The 18,427-nt window shown below is 50.5% G+C and carries 16 protein-coding genes; 11 read left to right on the top strand and 5 right to left on the bottom strand.

Translation table 11 applies throughout. The annotated features are described in order from the left end of the window. Positions 1-14 precede the first annotated feature (14 nt). Positions 15-2,459 (top strand): DNA topoisomerase IV subunit A, encoded by a 2,445-nt coding sequence (gene parC, locus NSQ22_RS09290; RefSeq protein ID WP_339263340.1) that lies wholly within the window; start codon positions 15-17, stop codon positions 2,457-2,459. Between the two features lie 390 nt (positions 2,460-2,849). On the opposite strand, the gene NSQ22_RS09285 is transcribed toward parC, so the two are convergent. Further along, positions 2,850-3,557, bottom strand: coding sequence for a MerR family transcriptional regulator (locus NSQ22_RS09285; RefSeq protein WP_008881838.1), 708 nt, complete (start codon positions 3,555-3,557; stop codon positions 2,850-2,852). Between the two features lie 289 nt (positions 3,558-3,846). Here NSQ22_RS09285 and treP point away from each other — a divergent pair, with 289 nt between their 5' ends. The 7 genes from treP (at position 3,847) to NSQ22_RS09250 (ending at position 13,215) form a co-directional block, all read left to right on the top strand. Further along, a complete protein-coding gene (gene treP, locus NSQ22_RS09280) occupies positions 3,847-5,262 on the top strand; it encodes a PTS system trehalose-specific EIIBC component (RefSeq protein WP_008881839.1) in 1,416 nt (471 codons plus the stop codon). Positions 5,263-5,372: 110 nt separating this feature from the next. Then, positions 5,373-7,064, top strand: coding sequence for an alpha,alpha-phosphotrehalase (gene treC / locus NSQ22_RS09275; RefSeq protein WP_327054379.1), 1,692 nt, complete (start codon positions 5,373-5,375; stop codon positions 7,062-7,064). 22 nt (positions 7,065-7,086) lie between these two features. After that, positions 7,087-7,800: a trehalose operon repressor gene (gene treR, locus NSQ22_RS09270; RefSeq protein WP_011887441.1), complete on the top strand. Its 714-nt coding sequence runs from the start codon at positions 7,087-7,089 to the stop codon at positions 7,798-7,800. Positions 7,801-7,998: 198 nt separating this feature from the next. After that, entirely contained in the window at positions 7,999-9,411 is a 1,413-nt protein-coding gene (locus NSQ22_RS09265; protein ID WP_327054378.1) for a Na+/H+ antiporter NhaC family protein, read from the top strand. Between the two features lie 362 nt (positions 9,412-9,773). Continuing rightward, entirely contained in the window at positions 9,774-10,229 is a 456-nt protein-coding gene (locus NSQ22_RS09260) for a thioesterase family protein (RefSeq protein WP_008881843.1), read from the top strand. A gap of 117 nt (positions 10,230-10,346) precedes the next feature. Then, entirely contained in the window at positions 10,347-11,846 is a 1,500-nt protein-coding gene (locus NSQ22_RS09255; RefSeq protein WP_060475861.1) for an aminotransferase class V-fold PLP-dependent enzyme, read from the top strand. Positions 11,847-12,021: 175 nt separating this feature from the next. After that, entirely contained in the window at positions 12,022-13,215 is a 1,194-nt protein-coding gene (locus tag NSQ22_RS09250) for an acyl-CoA dehydrogenase family protein (protein ID WP_029761307.1), read from the top strand. Between the two features lie 161 nt (positions 13,216-13,376). On the opposite strand, the gene speE is transcribed toward NSQ22_RS09250, so the two are convergent. From speE to nsrR, 4 genes are all read right to left on the bottom strand, one after another. Continuing rightward, entirely contained in the window at positions 13,377-14,249 is an 873-nt protein-coding gene (gene speE / locus NSQ22_RS09245; protein ID WP_008881848.1) for a polyamine aminopropyltransferase, read from the bottom strand. Positions 14,250-14,329: 80 nt separating this feature from the next. Then, positions 14,330-14,482, bottom strand: coding sequence for a hypothetical protein (locus NSQ22_RS09240; RefSeq protein WP_327054375.1), 153 nt, complete (start codon positions 14,480-14,482; stop codon positions 14,330-14,332). Between the two features lie 224 nt (positions 14,483-14,706). Continuing rightward, positions 14,707-14,901, bottom strand: coding sequence for a hypothetical protein (locus NSQ22_RS09235; RefSeq protein WP_339264587.1), 195 nt, complete (start codon positions 14,899-14,901; stop codon positions 14,707-14,709). A 94-nt stretch (positions 14,902-14,995) separates the two neighbouring features. Then, positions 14,996-15,442, bottom strand: coding sequence for a nitric oxide-sensing transcriptional repressor NsrR (nsrR, locus tag NSQ22_RS09230; protein ID WP_339264585.1), 447 nt, complete (start codon positions 15,440-15,442; stop codon positions 14,996-14,998). A 170-nt stretch (positions 15,443-15,612) separates the two neighbouring features. On the opposite strand from nsrR, the gene hmpA reads away from it, so the two are divergent. The 3 genes from hmpA (at position 15,613) to NSQ22_RS09215 (ending at position 18,406) form a co-directional block, all read left to right on the top strand. After that, complete coding sequence (gene hmpA, locus NSQ22_RS09225) at positions 15,613-16,848, top strand: NO-inducible flavohemoprotein (RefSeq protein ID WP_339264584.1); 1,236 nt, start codon at positions 15,613-15,615, stop codon at positions 16,846-16,848. Between the two features lie 161 nt (positions 16,849-17,009). Next, the gene (gene purU / locus NSQ22_RS09220; protein WP_087960021.1) at positions 17,010-17,912 is read left to right on the top strand and encodes a formyltetrahydrofolate deformylase; all 903 of its coding nucleotides are present in this window, start codon (positions 17,010-17,012) and stop codon (positions 17,910-17,912) included. A 119-nt stretch (positions 17,913-18,031) separates the two neighbouring features. After that, complete coding sequence (locus NSQ22_RS09215; protein WP_008881855.1) at positions 18,032-18,406, top strand: helix-turn-helix transcriptional regulator; 375 nt, start codon at positions 18,032-18,034, stop codon at positions 18,404-18,406. Positions 18,407-18,427: the final 21 nt, after the last annotated feature.

Genomic DNA, 18,427 nt, shown 5'->3' with positions numbered 1-18,427 from the left:
AAAGGAGAATGATGATGGCAGAACGATTGTTGGAATTGCCTTTAGAGGATGTGCTTGGCGACCGCTTTGGCCGCTACAGTAAATATATCATCCAAGACCGGGCGCTGCCTGATGCGCGTGACGGGTTAAAGCCGGTGCAGCGCCGCATTTTATATGCCATGTACGTCGATGGCAATACGGCCGATAAGCCGTTTCGCAAAGCGGCAAAAACAGTCGGGAACGTGATCGGCAACTTCCATCCGCATGGCGATTCGTCAGTGTATGAGGCGATGGTGCGGATGAGCCAAGACTGGAAGCTACGTAACGTGCTTATCGAAATGCACGGCAACAACGGGAGCTTGGACGGCGATCCGCCGGCGGCGATGCGTTACACGGAGGCGCGCCTGTCAGCCATCGCCGCCGAGCTGCTTCGCGACATTGACAAAGAAACGGTCGCCTTTGTGCCGAACTTTGATGATACGACGAACGAGCCGACTGTCTTGCCGGCAATGTTTCCGAACCTGCTCGTAAACGGTTCGACCGGTATTTCGGCTGGCTATGCGACCGACATTCCGCCGCATGCGCTCGGTGAAGTCATCGATGCCGTCTTATTGCGAATCGACCGGCCGAATTGCACCGTCGATGACTTGATGACGGTTCTTCCCGGTCCCGATTTTCCGACCGGCGGCATTATCCAAGGGAAGGACGGCATTCGCAAGGCGTACGAGACCGGTCGCGGAAAAATCATCATCCGCGCCAAAGCGACGATCGAGCAGGCAAAAGGCGGAAAACGGCATATCGTGATTACCGAGTTGCCTTATGAAGTGAACAAAGCCAACTTAGTAAAAAAAATCGATGAGCTTCGCTTGGACAAAAAGCTGGATGGCATCGCTGATGTCCGTGACGAAACGGACCGGAACGGGCTGTCGATCGTGATTGAACTGAAAAAAGATGCGGATGCGGAAGCGATTCTCAACTATTTATACAAGAATACTGACTTGCAAGTGCCGTACAGCTTCAATATGGTGGCGATTCACGAGCGCCGGCCGAAATTGATGAGCTTGCCGGAGCTGCTTGACGCCTATATCGCTCATCGGAAAGACGTCGTCACGAACCGTTCTCATTTTGAACTGAAAAAAGCGAATGAGCGGAAACATATTGTTGATGGTTTAATTAAGGCGCTTTCCATTTTGGACGAGGTGATCGCGACGATTCGCGCCTCAAGCGACAAGCGGGACGCCAAAGACCGGCTGATTGCTAACTACGGATTTACCGAGGCGCAGGCGGAGGCGATCGTGACGCTTCAGCTGTATCGGTTGACGAATACGGACATTACGGCACTCCGTCAAGAGGCGGAAGGGCTCGACAAAACGATCGCCGAGCTGACCGCGATTCTAGCTGATGAGAAAAAGCTTCTTGCGGTCATTAAAAAAGAGTTGAAGTCGATGAAAAAGCAATACGCTGATGAACGGCGAACGGTCATTGAAGAGGAGATTGAGGAGCTGAAAGTCAACGTCGAAGCACTCATTCCAGCGGAAGATGTCATCGTGACGGTGACAAAAGAAGGATATGTGAAACGAACGAGCTACCGTTCTTACAGTGCGTCCAACGGCCAGGACATCGGGATGAAAGAGACAGACCGATTGCTCGCCCAGTTAGAGATGAACACGACGGATGTACTCTTGTTGTTCACCCGCCGGGGATATTATTTGTATTGCCCGGTGCACACGTTGCCGGACATTCGCTGGAAAGACGTTGGCCAGCATATTTCAAGCCTCATTCCGATCGAGCGCGATGATGAACTTGTTGCGGTTGTTCCGGTTTCCTCTTTTGAAACGAATGAGCAGCTTGTCTTTGTGACAAAGCATGGGATGGTAAAGCGGACGGAGCTTTCGCAGTACCAAGTGCAGCGCTATACACGCCCGCTTGTGGCAGTCAATCTAAAAGGCGATGATCAGGTGATCGCCGTCTACGCGACCGACGGCCGCGGCCTTATTTGGATGGCGACGCATGATGGCTATGCGCTCTTGTTTGCTGAAGAGGAAATCAGTTTGGTCGGCGTGCGTGCCACCGGGGTGAAAGGCATTCAACTTAAAGAGGGCGATTTTGTTGCCGCGGTCTGCCCGATTCGTCCTGAAGAGAGCGGTTCTCTCATTGTCGTGACACAGCGCGGAGCGGTGAAAAAAATGGCTCTTAGCGAATTCGAACCGACATCGCGCGCGAGACGTGGAGTGATGATTGTGCGCGAGGTGAAATCCAACCCGCACCGAATCGTCGGAGCCGTCATGACTAATGATGGTGAAGAAATGATCGGAATGCGGACGGAAAAAGGGGTCGCCGAAACGGTCGATGTTGCTTCACTCCGCTTGACCGATCGCTACGGCACTGGTTCATTCCTCATCGATACCGACGAAGCCGGGATGGTGATCGACGTTTGGAAAGAGCCAGAGAAGTTGTTAGGAAAAGGGGAAGAGGAATGAGGGGGAAACGCCAAGAATCCGCTATCCATAAGGTGAGCCGCTGTCGGTTGAACTGAGGGCCGACGATTGGTCAAACTTGTACTAGGCGGGGATTCATTGACGGTTCGTAGCAAACTTGTAAGGGAAAACAGATGTAATAAGCAAGATCGGCATGTCAAACGAAGCCGTTCAGCTCTTGTGAATTCGAGCGAAAAAGGAGTCCATGCAAAAGGCCATCTGTCTTCAAAAGAGAGACAAGATACAGACTTGTAAAAGTGGTTCACATCAATTTGCAAGAATTGGGGCTGATCCCAAAACGTACTTTTGTTTTGGGTCAGCCCCAAGTTCGTTGATAATCATCGTGTTTCCTCCCCCTTAAAAAGGGGAGAAGCACATCCTCTACTCGTTCCTTCACCAAAACTTCCACCATTTGTTCGTCCGGGTTCGGGCGGCCACGGCGCTTGTCGCTGTTTGACGGAAGGAAAGAACAAGTTCGCGGAACGCTTTCTCCCGCTCTAAAATGCGCTGTTCGAGCTGTTTTCGCTCTTCTTCCTGCCTTGTCTTTTCCTCGTGACAAAATGCGACGACCGTTTCCAAATGTTCATGCAGTTGCTCGGTTTTTTGTTGCCAAGCTTCTTTGTAATCATGAAGTGAGCGGCGCACTGTTTCAGCAGCTGACGTCGTTTGCTCCCCGATATCATCAAGCTTCCCTCTTACTTCATCCATCGCCTGGCGCACGACAGCGACCGTTTCCTGCTTCAGAGCGTCGACGATGTCGTCTTTCATGCGGGCAGCCAGCTGCTCGGCTATGTATGGGGCGCCATGGCGCAGCAAGCGGGGAACATCGATAATTTCCCCTTCCATGACCGCAGATTCCGGGGGAGCGGACGGTTCGTTCGCTTGTTTCAATTCCGCAATGATCTCGTGCGGGCGGCGACCGTCAGCGAGCAGTGTTCGGATATGGCGGAACTGGTTGATAAGCTCTTCGGTGTAAATGCGTGCCCCTTGGGAGGTGCGAGGGATTGTAATCCATTGGGCAAATTGTTTTTCCCATTGTTTCAAGTCGCGGGCTGTGACCCCGATTTTTTTCGCTGCTTCGCGGAGTGTATATGTCTTCATGGCGTTCCCCTCATCCTTTCTTTCCACATTTATGATGGCTATGTTTTATTTTCCCACTCCACAGTTTATTTTCCTGCTGTCTGACAAAACATAACAAAAGAAGTGGAAGTTAGCAAAAAACAAACAATCTTTGTCGAATCGTGTAAATTCTTATCGAAAAAAGACGTTGACAAACTTGTATATACAAGATAGAATGAGTTCAGGATGTATATACAAGTTTTTTGCAACCGGTTGCTGAAAGCGATTTAACGCAATTGAAAGCGAGAGAAAGAAAAAGGAGGCATTCATAATGGGGGCATATGCACAAGCAGCTGCACAAATCGTTGAGGCCATCGGCGGCAAAGAGAACATCGTCGCCGCCACACATTGTGTGACACGGCTCCGGTTTGCGCTCAAAGACGAAGGAAAAGTGGATAAAGAAGCGCTTGAACGCATTGATGTAGTGAAAGGGTCGTTTTCGGCAAACGGCCAGTTTCAAGTTGTCATCGGTCAAGGGCTCGTTGATAAAGTGTATAACGAACTCGTTGAGTTGACTGGCATTGGCCGGGCGACGAAACAGGAAATTAAAGATGCGGCGGAAGCGAAGCTCAATCCGCTGCAACGCGCCATTAAGACGCTCGCTGACATTTTTATCCCGATTTTGCCGGCGATCGTCACAGCTGGTCTGTTAATGGGAATTAATAACGTTTTGACCGGTCCAGACATTTTTTATGAGGGGAAATCGTTTGTCGATGTGCATCAAGAATGGGCAGATTTGGCGAATATGATCAACTTGATCGCCAATACGGCGTTTGTCTTCCTGCCGGGGTTGATCGGTTGGTCGGCGGTGACAAAATTCGGAGGCAGTCCGCTGTTGGGGATTGTTCTTGGCTTGATGCTCGTCCACCCGGATTTGCTGAATGCTTGGGGCTGGGGAGCAGCAAAACAAGAAGGAGAAATCCCAGTTTGGAACTTATTCGGGTTTGATGTGCAAAAAGTCGGCTATCAAGGGCAAGTGCTGCCTGTGTTAGTTGCTTCGTACGTATTGGCGAAGATCGAGCTGTTTTTGCGCAACCGCATTCCGGATGCGTTTCAACTGTTGCTTGTCGCACCGCTTGCCTTGCTCGTGACAGGTTTCTTGGCGTTTATCGCCATCGGACCGATCACGTTCGCGATCGGGAACGCGATTACGAACTTGTTTGTCGGAATTTTTGACAACGTTCCAGCCATTGGTGGTTTGCTGTATGGAGCGCTGTATGCGCCGCTTGTCGTTACCGGGATGCACCATACGTTCTTGCCGGTTGATTTGCAGCTGATTGCTAGCACGGGCGGCACGTTCTTATGGCCGATTTTAGTCATGTCGAATATCGCTCAAGGCTCTGCGGCATTAGCGATGATGTTTGTCGCAAAAGACGAAAAGCTGCGCGGATTGTCGTTCACTTCAGCGGTTTCGGCCTATCTCGGCATTACCGAGCCGGCGATGTTCGGGGTCAACTTGCGCTTCCGATTCCCGTTTATTGCAGCGATGACAGGGGCAGCGATTGCCGGCATGTTTATCACACTCAATAAAGTCCTTGCTCCATCGATCGGCGTCGGCGGTCTGCCGGGCTTCTTGTCGATCGTGCCACAGAAATGGGTCCCGTTCTTTATCGGGATGGCGATTGCCATTGTAGTGCCGTTTGTGCTGACATTTGTTTTCGGCAAAGTGCGCAAAGTGGCACGCTAATGGTTCACATTTATTGAGGTAATGATGCATTCGCTGACATACCATTGGCTGCCAACGCCAATGGTATGTTTTTCATTCATTGTCGAAGTCAACAAACGAGGTGAAGAAACGTGTCAACAACAACGTGGTGGAAAAAGGCGGTTGTTTATCAAATTTATCCGAAGAGTTTCCGTGATACGAATGGGGATGGTATCGGCGATTTGCCGGGCATCATCGAAAAGCTCGATTACTTGAAAGAACTGGGCGTCGATGTCATTTGGCTGACGCCAATTTACGCTTCGCCGCAGCGCGATAACGGCTACGACATTAGCGATTATTTCGCCATTCATCACGAGTACGGAACAATGGATGATTTTGACCGGTTGCTTGAGGAAGTGCATGCGCGCGGCATGAAGCTTGTCATGGATATGGTCGTCAACCATACGTCGACTGACCATGAATGGTTCAAGCAAGCGAGCACATCGAAAACGAACCCGTACCGTCATTTTTACATTTGGCGCGACCCGAAGGCGGACGGTAGCGCTCCGAACAACTGGCAGTCGAAATTCGGCGGTTCGGCGTGGGAATACGATGAACAAACCGGGCAATATTATTTGCATTTGTTCGATGTGACACAAGCCGACTTGAACTGGGAAAACGAAGAGCTGCGCCGCCGCATTTATGACATGATGCATTTTTGGCTGAAAAAAGGGGTCGACGGCTTCCGATTGGATGTCATCAACTTGTTGTCCAAAGACCAACATTTCCCAGACGATGACGGCTCGATTCCACCGGGGGATGGGCGCCGCTTCTATACGGATGGGCCGCGCATCCATGAATTTTTACAAGAAATGAACCGGGAAGTGTTTTCGAAATATGACGTCATGACAGTGGGAGAAATGTCGTCGACGACGATCGATCATTGCATCCGTTACACGAATCCGGAAAATAACGAGCTGAACATGACGTTTAATTTCCATCACTTGAAAGTCGATTACCCAAACGGGGAAAAATGGGCCGTCGCTCCGTTTGATTTTCTCGCTTTAAAACGCATTTTGTCGGAGTGGCAAGTGCGAATGCACGAAGGCGGAGGATGGAATGCGCTCTTTTGGTGCAACCACGACCAACCGCGCATCGTGTCGCGCTACGGTGATGATGGGGAGTATTGGAAAGAATCAGCGAAGATGCTGGCGACGACGATTCATCTCATGCAAGGGACGCCATACATTTATCAGGGCGAAGAAATCGGCATGACCGACCCGAAATTCAACGATATTGGCGACTATCGCGACGTGGAGTCGCTCAATATGTACCGGATCTTGCAAGAGCAAGGCAAAAGTGAGCAAGAAGTACTCGAGATTTTGCGGCGGAAATCGCGCGACAATTCGCGCACGCCGATGCAATGGGACGACAGCTTGCACGCTGGGTTTACATCCGGGACGCCGTGGATTCGCGTTGCCGATAATTATCGGCACATTAACGTGAAGCAGGCACTGGCCGATCGTGATTCGATTTTTTATCACTATAAGCGGCTCATTGAGCTGCGCAAGCAGTATGACATTATTACGACTGGCCGTTATGAGCTGCTCCTTGCCGATGATCCGCATCTCTTCGCCTATATGCGTCATGGTGATGGGGAAAAGCTGCTTGTCGTCAACAACTTTTACCCGGTGGAAACGACGTTTACGCTGCCGGAAGAAGCAGAAGCGAATGACTATACGGGTGAATTGTTGATCGCCAATTATCCGGACGCACCGGCCGATTTCCGTCGTATGGCGCTACGTCCGTACGAATCGGTTGTTTATCTTCTGCGCCGTCCATGATACAATACAGACGGTGATGATGATGCATGAAAACAAATATTTAGCTATTTATCACGATCTTGCTTCCCGCATCCGCGACGGGGAATGGAAGGCGTACGATAAGTTGCCGTCAGAAAATGAGCTGGCTGTTCGGTACAAGACATCGCGCGAGACGATCCGTAAGGCGCTCAATTTATTGTCCGAACACGGGTATATTCAAAAAATGAAAGGAAAAGGGTCGATCGTGCTTGATGTTGGTAGATACGCCTTTCCCGTCTCCGGGTTGGTCAGCTTTAAAGAACTGGCGCAAACGATGAAACAGCCGGTGCGGACGATCGTCCATGAACTGGAACTGATCAAACCGGATGCTGAGCTTAAACAGCAACTGCGTGCAACAAGCAAAGATGATGTGTGGAAAGTCGTGCGTGTCCGTGAAATTGACGGGGAGCGGATTATTTTAGATAAAGACTTTTTCTTAAAAAAGAACGTCCCGCTGTTGACAAAAGAGATTTGTGAAGACTCGATTTATGAATACTTAGAAACCAAACTGCATTTGCCGATCAGCTTTGCGAAAAAAGAAATGTCCGTCGATGAGGCAACCGAGGAAGACCGTCGCTATTTGGATCTCAATGGCGATGACCGCGTCGTCGTCGTTAGAAACTACGTCTATTTAAACGACGCCACCTTGTTCCAATACACGGAATCGCGGCACCGACTTGACAAGTTCCGGTTTGTCGATTTCGCGCGTCGGAAATGACAGAGCCCGACCGTGTGTGATTAGATTAGGCGGTGACGGATACGTTTTGATGCCACGCTGCGTCTTACGACGCGGCGTTTTTTTATTGTTTGTTTTGATAAAAAATAAAACTATGTTCTAAATAATCAATTAAAATCATAAACAATCACAGTTATGGCTATCCTTGTTAACAGCGGCATCAGAAAGGGGGACGCCGACGTGGAAGGAACATGGTGGTCGCTATTGCCTTTTCTTCTCATCATTCCACTTGCTATTTGGCTGAAAGAAATTTTGCCTGGGTTGGTGGTCGGCCTGCTCGTAGGGGCGCTCTGTCTGGAACAGTCGGTCATTGGTGCTATCGAGCGGGCTGTTTCCGCCATTCTTCGTTCTCTCAGCGATCTTGAACATATAAAAGTCGCTGCGTTTCTCTATTTGTTCGGTTCGCTTGTCGGCATGATGCAAATTACCGGCGGGGTCAAAGGATTCGTCGAGAGGCTTTCCGGGCGCATTCGCACGAAGCGTGGACTGCTTTTATTTGTTTGGCTGACGGTGCCAGTGACGTTTTTCATGCCGATGTTCCGCATTATGCTGCTTGGTCCAGTGATGAAAGCCGTGCTTCGCCAGTTTCGCATCGACCGCCGCCGCATGGCGTACATCATCGATGTTTCGACCGAGCCGATTATCGTGCTTTTGCCGGCAGCGACGGCGTTTGTCGGTTTTATGACTTCGGTCGTGGCGGCAGCGCTGGCACAAAACGATATTGGTGAATCGGCATATGATATCTTTTTGCGTAGCTTGCCGTACAACTTGTTTGCCATCATCGCTCTTATTGTCGGGTTGTTGACGACGATGTTGAACATTCGGATTGGTAAACCGCGGGCGAAAAAAGGGGAAGGGGAAACGAATGAATTGCACGGTCTCGGGCTGCGCAAAGAACTGGCACTGATCGCCGGAGAGCCGCTTCATCTCTTCGTGCCGTTAGCGTTGTTGCTTGGATTGACGTTTGCCTTTTTTGTCTATGACGGACGGCAACGCGGGGCAAGTGATTGGCTTGAGGCGTTTTCCGAAGCCGATGCGACATGGGCGATGTTGCTGGCACTGTTTGTGACGATTCTTTTGTCGATGGTGTTTTATTTGTGGCGCAGGCAGTCGCTCTCGGAGCTGATTTATCATTTTTTTGCCGGAGGCAACGAGCTCATGGCGCCGATCGGCATGTTGATTCTCGTTTGGGCTGTATCGGCGGTGGCGGGTGAGCTCGGATTTACCACTTACGTGGCATCGACGTTCGGCACGTGGATTCCGGGGCCGTTCGTGCCGGCGGCGGTGTTTTTAGCCGGTTCGTTTCTGTCTTATTTTATCGGATCGTCATGGGGGACATGGGGCATTTTTATGCCGCTTGGCGTCACGCTTGCCCATGCGACCGGAGCGCCGCTTGAGATGACGGTCGGCGCCGTGTTTGCAAGTGGAACGTTCGGGGCATTCGCTTCGCCGCTTGGCGATACAACGATTACGACCGCAGCAATTATGGATATGGATTTAATGGGCTATGCCAAATACAAACTGCGCATCTCTCTTATTTGCGCTGGTTTATCGCTTGCCGGATACGTATTTTTGCCGCTTTGGGCCGGTTAGGAGGAGCAGGTTCCGGCCCATTCTTTTCTAACATTTATAACATAAAACCATGTTCTAAATAATCAATGAAAACAAAACAGTTGCATTCCATAAGCAAGTCAAGCTATGATAAAAACAACATACTGACTAGTCGGTAACCGAGCGTTAGGGCTTGATTTCACGAAAAAAGGAGTGTCAAATGGTTTGATGAACACTCCACACGAACTCATTCGTTAGGAATCCTCCTAATGCCTTTGGTTGCCCACAGGTGCTTCTACTGTTCCCAGAAGCAGCTTCGCCGCCCTTGATCAGCTTCTGTCAAAGGTGTGAAAAGGACGACCTCAAGGACAACGGGGACAAAAAAGAAGGGGAGAGGGAGAACGATGAAAACACATACGATTACAGTTAACCCGCGTTTTTGCGAAACCGATGCGCTTGGACATTTGAGCAATATTAGCTATTTCATTTATTTGGAAGAAGCACGCACTCGTTTATTCGATGAATTGAGCTACGGGGGACAAACTGGTGATTGGCACTTTATTTTGGCGTCCGCGAAATGCGATTTTGTCAACCAAGGGTTTTTTGGCCGGCGACTTCGCGTGGAGACGAACGTTTCCCGCATCGGCCATAAAAGCTTTCAATGCATTCACCGCATCATCGAAGACGAGACGAATAAACTCATTGCCATCGGAGAAGCAGCGGTCGTTTACTTCAATTTCCATACACAAGCGAGTGAGCCGCTGCCTGATGACTTGCGGGCGTTGCTCGCGCAATACCTCGTCTCCGATGCCGAGGAGGCCGTTCGTCCCTTCGGTGCAAAAAACAATGACAACGTTTGAATTGTGTCATCCGCCAACAAGGCGGTTTTTTTTGTCTTCATTCGTTTTCTCTGGACCAAACTGCCCAATGGCCACATATGGTATGAGTAGGGTGACTCAGAAAAGGGAGGAACGATCATGACAATTCGCGCGACGATCGGGAGCGCAACATATACATGTCGCGGCGAGCTTGAGACACACTTCCAGCCGTTTCGCGACGGAACAATCGGCCGGTTTCACCCATTTTCTACACCATTTGGTGAACAGCGGCTCATTTACGCCGATTGGACAGCAAGCGGGCGGTTATACCGACCGATTGAAGAAAAAATGGTGCACGAGCTCGGCCCGTTTGTCGGCAACACGCATACGGAGTCGAATGTGACCGGAACGAAAATGACGCTTGCGTATCAATATGCGAAAGAAATTATCAAACAGCACGTTCACGCAGGGAGAGGCGATGTGTTGATCATGCAAGGAGCCGGCATGACGAGCGCTGTCAACAAACTGCAGCGCCTGCTTGGCTTGCGTGTGCCAGAACAATGGAAATCGCGCCTGGCGCTTACTAATGACGAACGACCGGTCGTTTTTGTCACGCATATGGAGCACCATTCGAATTTATTATCATGGGCCGAAACGATCGCTGAGGTCGTAACGGTTCGTCCGACCGCTAGCGGCGAGGTGGACCTTGACCATTTACGCGAATTGCTTGAACGCTACCGCCATCGGCCGCAAAAAATCGGTGCATTCACTGCCTGCTCGAACGTCACCGGCCTAGAGACGCCATACCATGAACTAGCTAAACTTATGCATGAATACGGCGGGCTTTGTTTCATTGATTTTGCCGCTTCCGCTCCGTACGTCCGCATTGATATGCATCCGGATGATCCAATGGAAAAGCTTGATGCGATTTATTTTTCTCCGCATAAGTTTCTTGGCGGGCCGGGGAGTGCCGGCGTGCTCGTGTTTGACGGACGCCTTTACCGCCAGCATGCGCCGGATCATCCGGGCGGTGGGACGGTGTATTGGACCGATCCATGGGGGCATTATGAGTACGTAGAGGCGATTGAAGAACGGGAAGACGGGGGCACACCGCCGTTTTGGCAAACGATTAAAGCAGCGCTCGCCATTCAACTGAAAGAACAGATGAATATTGCGAAGATGCGCGCTCGGGAAAAAGAGCTCGTTTCGCTTCTCCTGCCGGCGCTGCAGAAAATCCCCGGCGTTCATGTGCTAGAAGGGCATCGAAGTGATCGGCTTGGTATTGTTTCGTTTGTAATCGAAGGACTTCATTATAATCTTGTCGTCAAACTGCTAAACGACCGCTTTGGCATTCAGGCGCGCGGCGGCTGCTCATGCGCCGGGCCGTACGGACATTACTTGCTTGGCATTGACAAAGAACAGTCGGCTGCCTTGCTTGAGGAAGTCAAAAGCGGCAACGCCCTCGCCAAACCAGGATGGGTACGTTTATCGCTCCATCCGACGATGACAAACGAAGAAGTGTACACGATTATTCATGCTGTTCGTCAAATTGCACGTGATGGCTGCCGCTGGCAAGACGAATACGAATATGACGAAGCAAAAAACGAGTTTGTTCACCGTGGCGATGATCGATATATTCGGTATTTTTTTCTCTTTTAATCTTCGTTTTGGTTTTCTTTGCTGTCCTGGTCGTCTGAAGACCAAGACGGCTATTTTTTATCTCCCCGAATTCAGGATGACATGGGCATCGATGGGCGTTTAAGCGTTTTTGTTTTCACCCTTCATCAAAACCGGTACAATGAAATCATCTTAACAACAAAAGAAGGGGAGAGCGATGAACGAATTGTATCATTTGCTCGTGCGAAACGAGCGGGAACGGGAACTGTATGAACAAGCTCGGCACCTCGCTGAGCGTTTTGCGGCGCGGGCGGCAGATTATGACGAACGGGCGGAGTTCCCGTTTGCTGATTTTGCTGACTTAAAAGAAGCCGGATTTCTTTCGCTCACGGTTCCCACCGAATACGGTGGCCACGGGGCGTCGCTTTATGAATTGGTACTTGTGCAAGAAATGCTCGCTCAAGGCAGCGGCGCCACCGCCTTGTCGTTCGGATGGCACGCGAGCATTCTGATGCGTCTGTTTTTACTCCGCCGCTGGCCGGAATCGACGCTCGCCCGCTTGGCCGAAGAAGTTGTCAAACGCCATGCGCTCATTAACAGCGCCCACTCCGAACGGGCAACCGGCAGCCCAGCGCGCGGCGGAAAACCTGAAACAAAAGCCGCCCTCCGCAATGGCCGCTTTATGCTCTGCGGGCGCAAATCGTTTGCCTCGTTGGCCCCGGCGTTAGATTACGTATTGATTTCCGCCACCATCGAAGACAGCGGCGAAGTCGGTGAATTTCTCATCCCAATGTCCGCTACGGGCATGCGCATTGAGCCGACATGGAACACGCTCGGTATGCGGGCGACGCGTAGCGACGACCTCATCCTTGATGGTGTTGAAGTCGAGAAGGATGCGCTTGTGGAAATCCTCGGGAAGTCGAATGAAACCGCTCCAGCACAAGGATGGTTGTTGCACGTTCCGGCTTGCTACTTAGGCATCGCCATTGCGGCTCGCAATGAAGCGATCCGCTTCGCGCAGACGTATCAGCCGAACACATTGTCCCATCCGATCGCTTCAACGCCAGAAGTGCAGCGAAAGATCGCCGAAATGGAATGGCGGCTTGCCCACGCGCGCCATTTTCTGTACGCGATCGCTGACTTATGGGATCGCTATCCGGATAAACGAGCCGAGATGAAAGAGGAGCTGGCGGCCGCGAAGCTAGTTGCCACAAATACAGCACTCGAGGTCGTCGATATGGCGATGCGCATCGTCGGCGGGCAAAGCTTGTTTGCTGACAATCCGCTCGGCCGCTATTACCGCGACATCCGCGCCGGGCTGCATAACCCCCCCGCTGATGACTTGACGCTCGCATGGCTGGCTAAACGAGCACTATCTCACCACCCGCTAGGCGGCTCAAGCAACCAATAAAAGAGCTTTCTCTAAGAGGAGGCATCAGATGCGGGTAACACAAAAAGGGAGGATTCAAAGAGCCGGCTAAACACCTATATAGAACAGCAAAATCATTTAACGTGTATATAAAAAAGAGGGTGTCTCGTTGTTTTTTTGAGACACCCTTCTTTTTGGCACCATTACTCCTCCAGGGCCGAACGCAAAAATTCCGGCAAGGAGAAACATTGGCGGAAAACGGCATCATTGACGTATTTCGTATCGTTTGGAATCGTCGTCTGTGCCGGGAAATCTAGCGGCCGTTTCGAGCCGATCGTAAAGCTCCACATTCCGCCCGGGTATGTCGGCACGACCGCCGTATACACGAGCACATGCGGGAACAATTCACGAATGTTGCGGTATGTGCGCTTTAAAATATCTAGGTGGAAAATCGGCGACTGGCTTTGGCACACCATCAGCCCATCCTCTTTTAACGCGCGGTGCACGTTCGCATAAAACTCCGACGAAAACAGCGCTTCGGCTGGGCCGACTGGGTCGGATGAGTCGATCATAATGACGTCGTACACGCCTTCTTTTCCTTGTACAAACGCGACGCCGTCATCATAAATAAACTTCACGCGCGGATCAGACAAGTTGCCGGAGACGGCCGGTAAATGTTCTTTGCATGCATGGACGACCTTTTCGTCGATTTCGACCATCTCGATCGTCTCTAAACGGTCATACTTGGCCGCTTCACGAGCCGCTCCACAGTCGCCACCGCCGATGATGAGCGCCTGTTTTGCCTCTGGATGAAGCTGCAGCGGCACGTGTGTAATCATTTCGTTATAAATATGGCCATCAATCGAAGTCGTTTGCACGACGCCGTCAAGAACAAGCATGCGTCCAAAATCGTACGAATCCAAAATCATAACATGCTGGTAATCGGACGGCTCGGCAAAGATTACTTCTTTGATGCGATAGCTGATTTTTAAATTGTCGCGGTCATCTTCGGTGAGCCAAAGCTCCCCATTGTCCAAATGCACATATGGTGGCAAAGCGTTTCCTTGGTGTTTCATTGTTACCTCCTTAGTCTTGCAGATTTTCTCACACCTTTCTAATCTTAATATATTATGCGAAATGTGGCAAACAAAGGGGATTATCGGCCGGTATCGGATGTGTTCATCCCACCGCCCATGTTCGATGATTGATTTCGTTTTTCCGGCTGCTCCTCGTTATGGCCGCCGCAGCTGGCGCAAAAGCTGAGCAATAACGTGCAAATGATAGCAAGCGGCATCCATCGTTTTCGCATCTTTCCCTTCTCCTTTCGTGTTCATCATCCACTAAAGCGCCAAGCGTGACCGCTATCTGGATAAGACCGCTTCTATTGTTCGTCGCAAAGTATAGATGACGCATATCATTTCCTGCTGGCACTAAACCCGGACCCATCGGTTTGTTACCTAGGATGCAGGGCATAGCCAGGAGCGGGAATGGACATCCCCTGTATGGGAGACCTGGCTTTGTTTTTTGTGCCTGCTAAGCAGCAGGCGGACTGTTTTTGCCTCCGTATAGACGCGGGAAAGAATCACTTTCGCATGGAGCGGTCGGCCAATAATCGGATAACAAACGATAAACATCTCGGCGCATAAAAAACATCGTCTGCGACCGCTCAGCGAAGCTAAAAAGCACTGTCTGCAAGGCAACCATCGTGCGATCGTATGGGTATGACAATCACTTCTCCATCCCGTACGGCGATGCTATGCTTGCTTATAGTGTGCCTGTCAACAGGCAAAATAAAACTCCCCGGCATTCAGCCGGAGAGTGTTTATCCATCGCGCTGCTCCTTAAGCAAAGCACGAAGCGATGTGCGATTTTCCAGCAAATCGGCAAGCGTATACGTATCCAGAACACGCAAAAACGCCTCTAACGCCTCGCGAAGCACGAAACGGAGCCGGCACGCAGGCGTGAGGATGCATTCATTGCCGTGGGAAGCGAAGCATTCGACAAGCGACAAATTGTCTTCTGTCTCGCGAACGACCGCGCCAACGATGATTTCCTCAGGTCGTTTCGCCAAGCGAATTCCACCGTTGCGTCCACGGATCGTTTCGATGTAGCCAAGCTTGCCGAGCTCATGGACAATTTTGCTTAAATGATGCTCAGACAGCGAAAATACAGTGGAAATTTCCTTAATGTTGGTTTTTTCTCCTTCATCAAGCGTCCCTAAAAACAAGAGGACACGCAAAGCGTATTCGGTATAGCTTGTTAACTGCATATCCGTTCACAACCTTTTAAACATGGTCGATTCCAATTGTATCACATCCGCTTCATATGGGGAATTGTGAACAATTTGTTAAAGATGTATTTGAAATATTGCTTTTCATTATCGCTCATGATTGAATAAAAGATGTATTTTAAATACATGTTTTGTGAGGGGATGGAACAATGGCTACGAGCACAACTTTACATCCAAAAACGATCGAAATTGTCAAATCAACAGTGCCGGTATTGGAGAAGCATGGAGAACAGATTACAAAACGGTTTTATGAGCTCATGTTTTCCAATCATCCAGAGTTGCTGAACGTGTTTAACCATGCCCACCAAAAACAAGGGCGGCAGCCACGTGCTTTGGCTGCAGCAGTCTACGCAGCAGCGCGCTATATCGATCAGCTCGATGCCATCTTGCCGGTCGTACGGCAAATCGGCCATAAACACCGGAGTTTAGGCATCAAACCGGAACAATATCCGATCGTCGGAAAGCATTTGCTGTTGGCGATCAAAGACGTCCTTGGCGATGCCGCCACTGACGAAGTGATTGCCGCGTGGGCGGAAGCGTATGAAGTCATTGCTGACGTGTTCATTCAAGTCGAGCAGGAGCTCTACGATGAAGCAGCGGCCAAACGCGGCGGCTGGCGTGATTTTCGTCGCTTTGTCGTCGCCAAAAAAGTGAAAGAAAGCGACGTCATCACCTCGTTTTATCTCAAACCGGAAGACGGCGAAGCCATTAGCGACTATTTGCCAGGCCAATACGTCAGCGTAAAAATGTCAATACCAGGCGAAACGTACACACACATCCGGCAGTACAGCTTATCGGATGCACCAGGAAAAGGGTATTACCGCATCAGCGTCAAACGGGAAGCAGCGACGGCTGACAAACCGGCCGGCATTGTTTCGAATTACTTGCATGATCATATCCAAGAAGGGGATGTGCTTGAATTAAGCGCCCCAGCCGGTGACTTTACGCTTGATTTGGCAAAAGAAACGCCGGTCGTCTTCATTAGCGGCGGCGTTGGCATCACTCCGCTTTTGAGCATGGCAAATACGTTGGCCATTCGGCAGCCTAACCGCCCGGTTACGTTCCTGCAAGCTGCTCTCAATGGCCGCGTACAGGCGTTTGACCAAGAGTTGCAGACCTTAGCTAAAAATCCAGTATTTTCTTATCACATTTGTTACGAGTCGCCGTCAGATGAAGATCGAAAACACCCGCACTTCAGCAAAGAAGGGCGGATCGATTTGGAATGGATGCAAACGGTCATTCCGTCCAAAGACGCTGACTTTTACTTCTGTGGCCCTGTTCCGTTCATGAAAACGGTCTATCGCGCCCTGAAGCAATGGGGCGTGCCTGAGGAACGCATCCATTACGAATTTTTCGGTCCAGCCGGCGATTTAACAAAAGACTAATCAATGGCCGCTTATCAAAAAGGCATCTCCCAGATAGGGAGGTGCCTTTTGTTATAGAGAACATCCGCGCTTCCCTGTTGGCAAGTCCGCCAATTTTTTGTATGATGGAAACTAAATATCGCAAGAAACTAAATCATCGCAAGAAAAGGGAGAGAGAACGGATGACTACATTTCGCCAACATCGCTGGCAATCGTTTTTGCAAGGCTACGAGCAGCGGGCTCGGTTGCTGATTTCCTGCCCGGACCGCCCCGGCATCGTTGCGGCGGTGACTTCGTTTCTTTATGAACAGGGGGCCAATATTGTCGAATCAAGCCAATACTCGACCGATCCGGAAGGCGGGACGTTTTTCCTCCGCTTGGAGTTTGATTGCCCGAACATCGCGGGTCGGAAGGAAGAGATCGAAACGGCGTTTGCCCCCATTGCCGAGGAATTTAGCATGACTTGGCAGCTTCGACTGCATAATGAAATTCGACGGATCGCGATTTTCGTCTCAAAGGCTGAACATTGTTTGCTTGAGCTGCTTTGGCAATGGCAAGCGGGGGAACTGATCGCCGATATCGCCCTTGTCATCAGCAATCATCCCGATTTGTGCGATGTGGTCGAGCCGCTCGGGATTCCGTATGTGCACATTCCGGTGACGAAAGAAACGAAAGCGGACGCGGAGGCTGAACAAATCCGCCTGCTTCACGACTATCGGATCGATACGATTGTGCTCGCCCGCTACATGCAAATTTTATCGCCTGCATTTGTCGCTGAATTTCCAGGGCGAATCATCAACATTCATCATTCGTTCTTGCCGGCGTTTATCGGCGCACGGCCGTATGAGCGGGCTTATGAGCGCGGCGTCAAGCTGATCGGCGCCACATCCCATTATGTCACCGATGATTTGGACGAAGGACCGATCATTGAACAAGATGTTGCCCGTGTTGACCATCGCCATCATCCCGACGATTTAAAACGGATCGGCCGCTTGATCGAAAAGACGGTGCTCGCTCGGGCGCTGAGATGGCATTTGGAAGACCGAGTCATCATTCATGGCAACAAAACCATCGTTTTTTATTGAACATAGGCGGGAGAGGATTTTTCCTTTCCCGCATGGTATAATGAAAAGAAAACGGAATCAAACAGCCCTTTGCTCTCGGTTAGGTGAATGGAACATCAGGGAAAGGAGGAAAAAAATCGATGGGAGAGAAACGGACGCCAAGCGGTTTTCTGTTAAAACAACGTGCGTTTTTAAAATTGTATTTGATCACGTTAACGGAGCAGGAGCGGCTGTACGGACTGAAGTTGCTCGATGTATTGCGCCAAGAGTTTAAACCGCTCGGCTATCGTCCGAACCATTCAGAAGTGTACAAGGCGCTTCACGATTTAATCGAAGACGGCATTTTAAAGCAAGTGAAACAGAAAAAAGAAGGGATGAAGTACCAGGAAGTCGTGTATTATCGGTTTGCCGAGGGTGGGCAAGAAAAAGCGAAGCTGTATAAACGTCAGCTGAAAGCAGAGCTTGACCGGTGTGCGGCGCTCATCCGCAAAGCCATTGAGGACAACTATAGCTAGGGGCGCCCTTGTTTTTTCTTT

Source organism: Geobacillus sp. FSL K6-3411, from assembly GCF_037965715.1.
Taxonomy (GTDB): Bacteria; Bacillota; Bacilli; order Bacillales; family Anoxybacillaceae; genus Geobacillus; species Geobacillus thermodenitrificans.
The sequence above is the reverse complement of the archived record's forward strand: the minus strand, read 5'-3'. Positions and strand labels throughout refer to the sequence as shown.